Raw genomic sequence first — 12825 nt, 5'->3', positions numbered from 1 at the left:
ACATATGCCTCAACTCGCTTGCACATGCGGTTCCTTGGGGGGTTCTTGGCCCAGCCATGTCCCCCTGATTCCCCTGGCATGAACGGTTCATCGCGAGAGTCGGATGATCACTCGCGTTGAACCGCATCAGGGGGTTCCTCAATGAGATCCAATCGCGCCATCACGCGCGCCGGTGTGAGCCTGGCAGCGACCCTGCCGCTCCTCGCCGGCGCGCTGGCGCTCGGCATACCCGCGGCCCATGCCGCGGACTCCCCGGGCCGGGACACGCTCGCCGGCACCAGGCCCGCGTGGGCCACCGCCAAGGCCGACAAGGGAGCCACGTCCGACAGCTCCAAGGTCTCCGCCCGGGTCTACCTCGCCGGCCGGGACGCCACCGGTCTGGCCGCGTACGCGAAGGCCGTCTCCGACCCGACGTCCGCCGTGTACGGCAAGTACCTCACCGCCGCGCAGGTCCAGCAGCGCTTCGGGGCGACACCGGCACAGGTGGCGGCCGTAAAGGCGTGGCTGACGTCGGCGGGCCTCAAGGTCACCGGCGTGACGGCGCACTACGTCACGGTGACCGGTGACGTGGCCGCCGCCGAGAAGGCCTTCGGCACGCAGCTGCACAACTACGCCAAGGGCAGGAAGACGTACCGGGCGCCGGCGAAAACCGCCTCCGCGCCGGAGAGCCTGAACGGTGCCGTCCTGACCGTCACGGGTCTGGACAACGCCCCGCACACGGCGACCCACGACGACACGCTGCCGGCGCCGGAGACGGTGTTCCGCAACGCCGGGCCGTTCTCCTCGTACTACGGCTCGAACACCGCCACCACGCTGCCGACGGCGTACGGCAAGCAGATCCCGTACGCCGTCGAGGGCTACACGGGCAAGCAGCTGCGGGCCGCGTACGGCGCGGGCAGCTGGACCGGCAAGAAGGTGCGCGTCGCCATCACGGACGCCTACGCCTCGCCGTACATCGCCGGCGACGCCGCCACCTACGCGGCCAAGCACGGCGACGCCGCCTACCGCAGCGGCCAGCTCAAGCAGGTCCTGCCGACGGACTACAGGTACACCGAGGAGTGCTCGGCAGCCGGCTGGTACGGCGAGGAGACCCTCGACGTCGAGGCCGTGCACGCGGTCGCGCCGGCGGCGGACATCACGTACGTCGGCTCGGCGTCCTGCACCGACGACGACCTGCTGGACTCCCTCGGCACGATCGTCGACAAGCACCTCGCGGACATCGTCTCCAACTCGTGGGGCGACATCGAGGCCAACCAGACGCCGGACCTGGCCGCCGCCTACGACCAGGTGTTCAAGCTGGGCGCGGTCGAGGGCATCGGCTTCTACTTCTCCTCCGGCGACAACGGCGACGAGGTCGCCAACACCGGTACGAAGCAGGTCGACACCCCGGCCAACTCGGCGTGGGTGACGGCGGTCGGCGGTACGTCGCTGGCGGTCGGCAAGGGTGACGCGTACCAGTGGGAGACCGGCTGGGGCACCGAGAAGGCCACCCTGTCGGCCGACGGCAAGTCCTGGACGGACTTCCCGGGCGCCTTCACCTCCGGCGCGGGCGGCGGCACCAGCGCGACGGTCGCGGAGCCCTTCTACCAGAAGGGCATCGTCCCGAACTCGCTGGCGAAGGCCAACAGCGAGAAGGGCAACCGGGTCGTCCCGGACATCTCGGCGATCGCCGACCCGAACACCGGTTTCAAGGTCGGCCAGACCCAGACCCTGCCGGAGGGCGGCGTCGCGTACAGCGAGTACCGCATCGGCGGTACGTCCCTTGCGGCGCCGGTGATCGCGGCCGTACAGGCGCTCGCGCAGGAGGCCCGCGGCGGCGCGCCGATCGGCTTCGCCAACCCTGCGATCTACGCGAGGTACACCTCCCGTGCGGGGCTCTACCACGACGTGACCGACAACCCCACGGGGTACGGCCTCGCCGTGGCACGCCTGGACTTCACCAACGGCTACGACGCCACGGACGGGATCCTCACCTCCGTCCGCAGCCTCGGCAAGGACAGCTCGCTGAAGGCCGTACGCGGCTACGACGACGTGACCGGCGTGGGTACGCCCGCGAAGGGTTACGTGGAGTCGTACCGCCGCTGAGGCAGCTCCTGGATGGATGGGGTGGCGGAGGGACGTGGGGTGGCCCACACCTCTCCGCCACCCCATCGCGTCGCATTGACGATTACACTTGGCGGCGTGCCTCAACTACGCCTCGCCCTGAACCAGATCGACTCGCGCGTCGGCGACATCGCCGGGAACGCGGAATCGATCCTCCGCTGGACCCGGCACTCCGCCGAGCAGGGAGCGCATCTCGTGGCGTTCCCGGAGATGGTGCTGACCGGGTACCCCGTCGAGGACCTCGCCCTGCGCTCCTCCTTCGTGGAGGCGTCCCGCGCGGCCCTGCGCTCGCTCGCCGCGCGCCTGGCCGACGAGGGCTTCGGTGAGCTGCCGGTGGTTGTCGGCTACCTCGACCGCTCCGAGACCGACCTGCCGAAATTCGGCCGCCCGGCGGGCTCCCCGCGCAACGCGGGCGCGGTGCTGCACAACGGCGAGGTGATCCTCACCTACGCCAAGCACCACCTCCCCAACTACGGCGTCTTCGACGAGTTCCGCTATTTCGTGCAGGGCGACACGATGCCGGTGCTGCGGGTACACGGTGTGGACGTGGCCCTGGCCATCTGCGAGGACCTGTGGCAGGACGGCGGCCGGGTCCCGGCGGCGCGCTCGGCGAAGGCTGGCCTGCTGCTCTCGATCAACGCCTCCCCCTTCGAGCGCGACAAGGACGACACGCGCCTGGAACTGGTCCGCAAGCGCGCCCAGGAGGCGGGCTGCACGACCGCCTACCTGGCGATGGTCGGCGGCCAGGACGAACTGGTCTTCGACGGCGACTCGATCGTGGTGGACGGGAACGGCGAGGTGATCGCGCGGGCCCCCCAGTTCACGGAGGGCTGCGTGGTCCTGGACCTGGACCTGCCGGCGGCGCTGCCGGACCCGCCGGTGGGCGTGGTGGACGACGGTCTGCGCATCGACCGGGTGGTGCTGTCGGAGGAGCCGGTGGAGGCGTACGAGCCCGAGCTGGCCGGGGCGTACGCGGAACGCCTGGACGACGACGAGGAGATGTACTCGGCGCTGGTGGTTGGCCTGCGGGCGTACGTGAAGAAGAACGGCTTCCGGTCTGTCCTGATCGGCCTGTCCGGCGGCATCGACTCGGCCCTCGTGGCGGCGCTGGCGTGCGACGCGGTGGGCGCGGAGAACGTGTACGGCGTGGCGATGCCGTCCAAGTACTCCTCCGACCACTCGATCGGCGACGCGGAGGAACTGGCTCGCCGGACGGGGCTGAACTTCCGTACGGTGCCGATCGCGCCGATGTTCGACGCGTACATGGGCTCCCTGGGCCTGACGGGCCTGGCGGAGGAGAACCTCCAGTCACGCCTGCGCGGCACGATGCTGATGGCGATCTCCAACCAGGAGGGCCACATCGTGCTGGCGCCGGGCAACAAGTCCGAACTGGCGGTGGGTTACTCGACGTTGTACGGCGACTCGGTGGGCGCGTACGGCCCGATCAAGGACGTGTACAAGACGTCGATCTTCCGGCTGGCGAAGTGGCGGAATCGGGCGGCGGAGGAGCGGGGTCAGACCCCGCCCATCCCGGAGAACTCGATCAGCAAACCGCCGAGTGCGGAGCTGCGTCCGGGGCAGATCGACACGGATTCCCTCCCCGACTATCCGGTACTGGACGCGATCCTCGAGCTGTACGTGGACCGGGACACGGGTGCCGACGCGATCGTCGCGGCCGGGTTCGACGCGGAGTTGGTGACTCGGGTGCTGCGGATGGTGGATACGGCGGAGTACAAGCGGCGGCAGTATCCGCCGGGGACGAAGATCTCGGCGAAGGGGTTCGGGAAGGATCGGCGGTTGCCTATTACCAATGGGTGGCGGGAGTCGGCGTAGGGGGCGGGGCGAGATTCGCCCCGCCGCCCTTACAACGGCTTCTTAGCTCCAGTGACTCAGCCCAGACACACGGTCCGGGCTTCGGTCGCTCCGTCACATGACTACGTCCGTCACGCGGCGGCCGAACCCGATCGGCTCCAGGAGGCTACGCCTCAGGGGAATCCGAAATGAGCGCGATCCTCATCCACTTCACCCCTGGGATTGATATGTCCGCGCTTCGGTGGTCGGCAATGGCGACGAACTCCCACCCTGCAATGAACGGCTCCCCCACGCTCAGAACCGTCCAGGGACCTGCCACTGCCCAACCTACGGCAAGCACTCGGCAGAGCATCTCACCGGGCTGCACCCCTTCCTCCAGCAGAATCAGAAACCGCACGTCCTGAAGTTTTTCGTCCTTCCAATACTTTTGATTCTTCCTTCACCAAGCTCCAACGGGAAGCCACGGATGACTCACGCGGTTAACCGATTCAGGGCTCGCTCGTTTGAAACGCGAAGAAAAACTTGGAGTTCGACCAATCCGACCATCGAAACCCTCCAGGATCGCCCAAGCTGAGCCTGGTAAGGCGAGATGTCGCCAGGGTGAGCTTGTCGTTATAGCCGCCGCTGTTCACATCTTCGGAAGTCCCGCCCCCATGTTGACACCGCCAACCTCACGAACCAGAGCCCAATCGCACTGACGCGAAGACCGACGTGAACTCCACCGGCGAGTAGAGGCGGCCGGGCGGAGTCCCACCTGGCACAGAACCCTGATACGCGAAGGTGGCGATCTCGATCCCCGAGACCGCCACCTCCACTGCGCACCGTACCCCTCACGCAGCCGCAAGCACTGAAAGGGTTTTCCTCATCTCAAGGACTCCAAACAGTTTGCAAGGCGGATAACATCCGGATTCCCGCCCCACCCTCGCGAATGGCAGGCTTCAAGGAGCCCCCGGGCTATTGAGCGTACACTCTCGACAATCTTGCCCATGGGAATCATCGCCAGCGCTTTACTCCCACCCGATCCCCCGAGCGTTACCACACACTCTCCGGGTACTGGGCAATCGACCATCACCCAAAAAGGGCCGTCAAAGAAGCGCACGCGCCCAGACCGGAAGCTTTTTCCCCTGGCAGCCTCGAGCACACTGGCCAATTCGCAAGTGAAGGCAACCGGCATGTCGTTCCACTCGAACTCGGGAAATACCTCGCCGCAGGATTCGATCCACACGCTTCCCCAGATGGCTTCGGAGCGGGAAATCTCTAGGGATTCAAAATCGCAGCGCAGGGAAAACTCCACGACTATCTCCAGACCGGATATGCCGTCTCGATCAACTTTGTGCTCTTGTTCAACCACATCTCAATCTCCAGCCCTTCGGCCATACCGCGGAGGAACACTCTTTCCCCTTGGGACGGACCAGCAGTCACGGCAAAACGATAAGCCGTCATGATGGTCGACTCGATCTTTTTTGCCGACATATAGTCGGGGAATTTTGTCTTTTTGCCACTTTGCTTGTAAACCGCGCCACCGGCCGTATGATTCCTAATCACATGAACCATATCTACCGCGACAACCTTCCAGGACGGCAAGTTTATCGCCTTGGGGATGAGGTAAATTCCCGCACCCTCGGCCGCCAGACGCTTTCCGCTGCCTCCGATCGGGAAGGGAACCATACTCGAGTAGAGGCCGAAGTTGTACGCCGGCCGGCAGGTGACGTCGGCTCCGGTGAAGTAGCTGAACCCTCCGAAGGTGAAGCCATCGAGCAGGCCGAGGCTAGCCTGGCCCGTTGCCTCGACGGCTCCCCTGGTGACCTTGTCGGAGATGGCCTTCGCCGACTGAACCGCCGGGTGCTGTGTCGCAGTCTCGCGGTCTTCCTGAACGCAGTTGCTGCCCCAGCCCCATTTGCCTGTGAACAGATCCTTCAACTGCGTCGTGATGCTGCACATGCCGCTCGGGTCGGTGCGGCTGGTCGGCGCGTTCTCCACGTAGGCGTAGGACTGCGTGTAGGGCGTGCTCTCGTCCGGGACGTACGGGTCGCGGCTGGTGAAGCGGCCTGTGTTCGGGTCGTAGGTGCGGGCCCGCAGGTTGATGCTGGTGGCGACCGCGTCGTAGTCGTTCCGGATGGTCTGGTCGGTGTACTCGCCCGTGAATCCGAAGCGGTTGCTTGGTGCGTCCTCCGCACCGAGGTTCAGGTTCGTGGGGTTCTCGCCGAATGGTCCGAAGGTGTAGTTGGCGACCTCCCTGCCGGTGGAGTTGGTGAGGTCGGTGACCGAGCCGATCAGATCGTGGTGGTAGTAGAAGGTGCCTTGAGGCTGCTTGGTGGATTCGATCTGGCCGAGCTCGTTGTAGGTGTAGGCGGCCGACCAGCCGCCAGAGCCAGTGCTTTCCCCTGCCAGCAGCGGGAGTTCGTTGTTGATGTCCCAGGTGTACGACCTGGTGGTACCGCCATTGACCGCGGTGGCGCGGTTGCCGTCGACGTCGTACGTGTAGGTGGTCGTTTCCTTCGACTTCAGCCGGTTGGCGGCGTCGTAGGCGAAGGTGTCGATTCCGTCGGTGGTTCGGTTGCCGTCGGCATCGTGGCTGTAGTTGGTGGTGCTGGTGCCGGTGACTGCCTTGGTGAGCTGGTCCGCAGCGTCGTAGAAGTAGCTGGTGGTGCCTCCGGGGCCGGTCTGTGTCAGGCGGTTGCCGACCTTGTCGTAGCTGTAGGTCGTGGTCGGTGAACCGGACGGGCAGGTGTCGGCCTTGGTGGTGGAAGAGCAGTCGCCCTTCAGTCGGCCGGTCTCGTCGTAGGTGTAGTACTCCGACTTGGCTGTGGTGCTGCCGGTGTTGTTGTTCCGTACCTGGTCGACCCGCTGCGGTCGGCCGTCCCCGTCGAGCACCCCGTGCCAGGACGACAAGGTCTTGGTGCTGTTCGAGCTGACGATGTCGGTGAGCATCAGGGCGCGGTCGTAGGTCCTGGACTCGGCGTATCCGTTGGGGAGGGTGACTCCGGTCAGGAGGCCCGGGAATGCGTGGGCGTAAGTCGTCTTGAGGCTGTTGGTTGTGGCCGTGAGGCGGTCGCCGTCGGAGTTGTAGGTGTAGGTGGTCTGCTGGCCGTCCGGGTTGGTCCGGCTCGTCAGGTGTCCGGCGTCGTCGTAGCCGTAGGCGAAGGTCTTGCCGGTCGGCAGGGTGACGGTCTTCAGCCTGTCGACGGCGTCGTACACGAAGGTGCTGGTACCCGTGGCGTCGACCGTCTGGCGGCGGTTGCCAGCCGCGTCGTAGGCGATGGACGTCGCCGGGGTCGAGTCGCTGTACGTGGTACCCGTGAGCCGGTTCAGCGCGTCGTAGGTCTTCGTCGCGACGGTGCCACGGGCGTTCGTCGTCTGGTCCAGGTTGCCGTCGGCGTCGTAGCGATAACCGACACTGCGGTTGAGCGGGTCCACGACCGACGTCAAACGGTGGGCGGAGTCGTAGCTGTACGTGGTGGTGTGCTGGTTGGCGTCAGTACGGGTGCGTACGTTGCCGGATGTGTCGTAGGTGTATGCGGTGGTGCCTTCATCGGGGGCGGTGACCGTCTTGATGCGCCCGAGGGAGTCGTAACCATAGGTGGTGCGACGGCCACTCGCGTCCTGTGAAGCGGACAGTTGGCCGAGGTTGTCGTATTCACGCGTCTGCCGTCGGCCGTATGGATCGGTGACACTGGTCTGGTTGCCTGCGGCGTCATAGCCATATCGGGTGGTGTAGTCCGAGGCTGTGTTGCCGGTGAAGTAGCCGCGGGGGTCAGTCTGCGCCACCAGCAAGCCGTCGGCGTCGTAGGCCCAGGTCTGCTTGCGTCCGATCGGGGACGTTTCCGAGGTGCGGTTGCCGTCGGTGTCGTACCCGTAAGTGGTGACCTTGTTCAACGGGTCGGTCACTGTCGCAAGGAGATCCGCAGACGTGTAGGCGTACTTGGTGACCTTGTTCAACGGGTCGGTGATCTGGGCGACGTTTCCGTTGGCGTCGTAGCCGGTCAGCGTCACGTGGCTCAGCGGGTCGGTGACCTTGGTCGGCTGGTCGAAGGCGTCGTACTCGGTGCTGGTCACGGCGCCCGTCGGGTCGACGGACTTGATGAGGTTGCCGTTGTCGTCGTAGCCGTACGTGGTGGTGTACTTCGTGGCGTCGGCACCGGCGACATTGCCACGCGGCGTTGTCATTGAGGAGCGGCGACCGGCACCGTCGTAGCCGTAGGTTGTCCGACGACCGGTTTCGTCCACGGCAGCCGTCTGATTGCCTCGGGCGTCATACTCCATCGTGGAGTACTTGCCGTCAGAGCCGGTGACCTTGATCGGCTGGTTCGCCTTGTTGTACTCGTACGAGGTGATCTGCCCCAGCGCGTCGGTGACAGTCTTGACGTTGCCGTTGTCGTCGTAGCCGTACCCGGTGGTGAGGCTCTCCGGATCCGTGGTCTTCGACAGGCGCCCTTGGGCATCGTAGTCGTAGCGAGTGGTGTACTCAGCCGGGTTGGCCCCTGCCACGTTTCCCCGCGGATCCGTCTCGGTTTTCAAGCGGTCGGCGCCGTCATACCCGTAGGTCGTCTTCCCCCCTCCCGGGGTCGTCACCGATTCCACAAGGCCTGCGCCGGTGTAGCTGTAGCGGGTGATGCCACCACCCGGCGCGGTCTCCGTCTCGATCTGTCCGTTGGCTGTGTAGGTGTACGCGGTGGTGCCTGCCGGACCTGTAGCGGTCTTTACTCGGTCACCGCTGCCGTCGTACTCGTACGACGTGCTGTAACCGCGGCCGTTCGTCACGGACTTGAGGCGGTCGGAGGTGTCGAAGGAAATCTTTTCCGTCACCCCACCTGTCACCTGAGAGGCGAGGTTGCCACGAGCGTCGAACGTCCGCGAGATCTTGTTGGAGTTGGCGTCGTACTCGGCCGTGGGGTTGAGATTCTGGTCGTAGACGCGGTCGGTGCCGCCGCCCTCCGGACGGTAACTGCGCATGAGGACACCAGCCTCGTAGACGTCCGTCCAGATGCCTCCCGCCGGGTCGGTCACATTCGACTCGCCAGAACCGGCCGGAGCGTCCGTGGCAGCCCTCCAAGTGAAGCTGAAGGTACCGCCGTTGGCATCGACCTGGCTGCGTATGCGCCCGGTGGTCTCGTCATAGGTGTTCTGGGTGACGGTGTTGCCTCTGGGATCGACGACCGTGGCCAGCCGCCCACCGGTGTACGTGTACTGGGTCACGCCGCCGTCAGTGCCGGTAACCCTCGCCAACTGACCGGCCTCGTAGCCATAGGCCACCTTGCGGCCGTCGGACAGTGTCACGGAGTTGAGCCGGCCTGTGGCCGCGTCGACATCGAACGTGGCGTCCCGGCCAGCGGCATTCGTAATCTTCGTGAGCTTGGTGTCCGAGTAGCTGAGCGCCAATCCCTGCCCGGCTCCGTCGAGCCAGCCGGTCATGCGGCCCGAGGAGTTGAAGACACGGCTCGTGTGATCGGCGTTGGTCACCGTGAAGCCGCTGCTCGTCTGGGTAAGCACGTAACGCACCGGCTTGGGTGCCGTGAAGGTACCGTCACTCTGCTTCGCGAACTCGACCTTGGCGCCGTCCGGTTCGGCCAGGGTGACCGTACTGGCGGCCATCGTCAGGCCAGCCTCGAACGGCAACTTCCACCCCTTGCCCAGCAGCCCGCCCGTATCGGTAGCGGCCGACGAGTAGGACCGCGAAAGGGCCAACGGAAGCCCTCTTCCGGACATGACCGCGTCCGTGACGGTTTCCGTGACCGCGCCCGTGGCCGTGTTCACCGGGTCGGCGATCCGAACCTGGTACCAGCAAGTGCACCAGCCGGACAGGCTCTCACCGATGCCAGGCGTGTAGACCACCGGGGCGCCGGGAGAAGTGACCGCCGTGGTCCACTTGGTCGGCAGCCAGTACTCACGGTAGGTCGGCTTCGTCTGGTCCGGAACCTGGTAGAAGTGGTTGGTCATCTCCGTCGCGTAGGAGAGCTTCGCGTAGTAGACCGTGCCCGCCTTCCCGACGAGCAGCCCATCGCGAAGGGACCAGACACACGTCGCAGGCGCGCTGCTGCCCGATACCCAACGTACGCACAGGCCGTTGGTCTCCGCGCTGGACATGGTGGTCCGGCTCGTCAACCGGGTAGCCACCAACTGGTTGTCCGACGCCCGGTACAGCTGGATACGCAGCATGACTGGCGGAATGTTCGTACTCTCGGTCCATCCCGCCTCCACGGACCACGTTGTTCGGCCCGGCCGGAAATTCGGGTACACCTGGGGGCTGACCGGCGGATTCGCCTTCAGAGCCGTCGCCACTCCGGCGGGATCAAGCTGGGACTCATCGTTGACAATGTAGGTATCACCCCAGAGCGCCCCCTCGAAGGCCGGGAGATCCTCGGCTGCCGCCGGGGCCGCCGCCGTGGAAAGCTCGAGCTCACCGTCAGCGGTCAGAACCGAGTCACGGCTCTCGTCGACTGCACCACTCAGCGCCTGCTGCACCGACTTGCTGTGCCGCAAAGCGGGGCGCATCACCGAGAGTTGCTCATCGCGTTTGACCTGCGCCTCACGCTGCTTGGCGGTCATCGCCTTCACAGGCTTGAGGGGCTTCGACATCCGAGCCGCCGGGCGCCCCGTGTCGACGGAGTCCCCGTCGGCTGCCGCCACCGGGCCCGCCGACAGAGCGCCCCCTCCCAGGAGCGCAAAGAACGTCAAGAGAACAACGAAAGTCCGGACAGCGGCCGGAAGCACCGGTCTTATTCGACGCCGTACAGGCAAAGTCACTACACATCCCCGTTTCCACATGAGAGTCATAAGATCCTCAAAGACTCAGGGACTGTAGCTTTACCGATCAAGAGCATGTCAACAGAGTAAATTCGGCCGCTGCGGCCTGATCTCACACTCGAACCACGCCATCGCGCCTCCGGCTCTGCGCATACTTACCCACCGGCACGTTGAGTAGAAGCCGCCCTTGGCCGCGTCTTCGCCTACCAACAACTCGGCTCTGGTAGAAGGCAGTTGAGAAGATTTTTTCGGTGAATCAGTAGGTCTTCGAGGCTGATCGGGCTGCAACACTCAACTTCGAGGAACCGCGCTGCCTCCCCGCTGCCAACCACGCCGGGTACGCCCGCCAGACGATTGGTGCGACTCTACGAAGAGGTCCGATTCTCCTAGGCGCCGACTGGGGGCAAGCCACTTTTCATGATTCATTCGTGTCGGCAACCTTGACGCATCGCCCCTCGCCGCTTCCCGCCGTAGCTCGACTCCCGCCGACGGCGCCTTGAGTTGCGGCGCCGTCGGGCCACCAGGTGTCATCACACTGGATACGCGCCGAAGCCGACATCCCCGGTGTGCACGAGCCCGACGAACGAGGACCAGGCCGCAGTCGGCACGACGAGTGCGGGGCCGGTTCTGTCCTTGGAGTCGCGGATGCCGACGTGGTCGGCGCATGCCGCTATCTCGACGCACGCGCCACCCGAGTCGTTGCTGTACGAGGACTTGAACCAGGCGGATTCGTCGGCCACTTCAAGTGTCGTGATCTTGGTAATGATGGCTATGTCCACTCTCGTGCTAGTGCTTCCAGGAAGCCGGCTGTGCGAGCCGGGGGCAGGGCGCTGTCGCGCATGGCGTCGAAGCGGCGGATGTTCCTCTGAACTTCCCGCCGCTCGTCTGAGACGCTGATCGTGTTCCACATGTCGACCTCCACCACAGGGTCGAGTGTCTCGGAGAAGTCCAGCAGAATGAAGTTGGATTCCGTGCGGTACGTCACGACGTCGTGAGGCAGGATCTGGACGGTCACGTTCTCCAACTCGCCCAGCTTCACGATCTCCTCGTACTGGGGGCGCATCACCTCGGGGCCACCCACCATCCGTCGGACCGCTGCCTCGTCCATGATGACGCGTAGTTCCAGAGGCTCTTCCGAGCGGGTGATCAGCTCCTTCCGCTCCAGCCTCAGCCGGACGTTCTGTTCGACGTACTCGCTCGTCGTCTCGTCGACCGGCTTCGCGATCCGGTACAGAGCGTTGGCGTAGTCCTCCGTCTGGAACAGGCCGAAGACGAAGGCCGGCTGCCAGGCGCGCATCACCTTCGCGTCCTGCTCCAGGCCGCGGAACGTCGGCATCCTCGACGGCATGAACGCCTTGTACGGCATCCACGGCTCCTTGCTCAACGACTCCCTGTGCAGCTGGAGCAGCAACTCCCGGTCCTCACGGGGGAGGTCGATGTCGAGGTGGTCGATGAGGCCTTCGAGGTCACTCACACGTGGCAGGTCGTTCTCGCCGATCTCCACTCGCGCGAGCTTCGTGTGGGAGAAGCCGAGCGCCTTGGCCACCTCCTGAAGCGTCTCGCCCTTCCTGTCCCTGAGCTTGCGCAGCTCCTTGCCCAACTCCCTGCGCCGGAAGGTCGCTCCGCGCTTTGCTGCCACTCCGTGATCCTCTCCCCAACCCTGCCGGTGCTCAACGTGCCCTGTGCTCAGTGCCGTCGGGGGGTCTGTCCCTGAGTGCGCCACCCTCTGCATCCCACTGAACAACCCCCTGCCCATGTTCGGGCATGTGCCAATTTTACCCTCACCCCAATTGTGCTTGCACAGCAAATCGCACACGAGGCACGGTGGTTGAGCGCACTGATCGAGATCGGCCGTCTCGGGGTGCACTGGGCGGGCCCGAACGAGGCTTCGGGGCCGTACGGCGGGCAGCACCCAAACCACCAGCGACGATGCGAGGGCACCATGCGCAACACCTCACAAGCCCTGTCGGCCACAGAGCCAGCCGTGCTCCATGCCTTCAAGGTGGATTTCGTCCCCGCCTACTCCCGCGTCCGGCACATACGGAGGATCACCGCCGCCCATCTACGCCTGTGGGATCTGCCCTCGATGATCGAACCCGCGACGCTGGTCGTCTCCGAGTTGGTCACCAATGCCAGTGCGCCATGAGGCGCTCTGTTGTATCCCCG

At 65.3% G+C, this 12825-nt stretch carries 7 protein-coding genes; 3 read left to right on the top strand and 4 right to left on the bottom strand.

The genetic code is table 11. From position 1 onward, the window contains the following. The first annotated feature begins 141 nt into the window (after positions 1-141). Together LUX31_RS37025 and LUX31_RS37020 are read left to right on the top strand one after the other, a co-directional pair. Positions 142-2085, top strand: a complete 1944-nt coding sequence (locus tag LUX31_RS37025) for a S53 family peptidase (protein WP_235479673.1) — start codon at positions 142-144, stop codon at positions 2083-2085. Positions 2086-2181: 96 nt separating this feature from the next. After that, the gene (locus LUX31_RS37020; protein WP_235479672.1) at positions 2182-3936 is read left to right on the top strand and encodes an NAD+ synthase; all 1755 of its coding nucleotides are present in this window, start codon (positions 2182-2184) and stop codon (positions 3934-3936) included. 841 nt (positions 3937-4777) lie between these two features. On the opposite strand, the gene LUX31_RS37015 is transcribed toward LUX31_RS37020, so the two are convergent. The 4 genes from LUX31_RS37015 to LUX31_RS37000 all read right to left on the bottom strand — a co-directional run bounded on the left by LUX31_RS37015 (position 4778) and on the right by LUX31_RS37000 (position 12298). After that, positions 4778-5209 carry a hypothetical protein gene (locus LUX31_RS37015; RefSeq protein ID WP_235479671.1) on the bottom strand — a complete coding sequence of 144 codons (432 nt, stop codon included), beginning with the start codon at positions 5207-5209 and terminating at the stop codon, positions 4778-4780. A gap of 2 nt (positions 5210-5211) precedes the next feature. Continuing rightward, positions 5212-10590 (bottom strand): DUF6531 domain-containing protein, encoded by a 5379-nt coding sequence (locus tag LUX31_RS37010; RefSeq protein WP_235479670.1) that lies wholly within the window; start codon positions 10588-10590, stop codon positions 5212-5214. A gap of 599 nt (positions 10591-11189) precedes the next feature. Beyond that, positions 11190-11399 carry a DUF397 domain-containing protein gene (locus LUX31_RS37005; protein ID WP_235479669.1) on the bottom strand — a complete coding sequence of 70 codons (210 nt, stop codon included), beginning with the start codon at positions 11397-11399 and terminating at the stop codon, positions 11190-11192. 29 nt (positions 11400-11428) lie between these two features. Then, positions 11429-12298, bottom strand: a complete 870-nt coding sequence (locus LUX31_RS37000) for a helix-turn-helix domain-containing protein (protein ID WP_235479668.1) — start codon at positions 12296-12298, stop codon at positions 11429-11431. Positions 12299-12487: 189 nt separating this feature from the next. Here LUX31_RS37000 and LUX31_RS36995 point away from each other — a divergent pair, with 189 nt between their 5' ends. Beyond that, positions 12488-12805: a hypothetical protein gene (locus LUX31_RS36995; protein ID WP_235479667.1), complete on the top strand. Its 318-nt coding sequence runs from the start codon at positions 12488-12490 to the stop codon at positions 12803-12805. Positions 12806-12825: the final 20 nt, after the last annotated feature.

The organism is Streptomyces sp. GQFP, from assembly GCF_021545335.1.
Taxonomy (GTDB): Bacteria; Actinomycetota; Actinomycetes; order Streptomycetales; family Streptomycetaceae; genus Streptomyces.
Note: the sequence above shows the minus strand (reverse complement) of the source record. Positions and strands in the feature narration are given on the sequence as shown.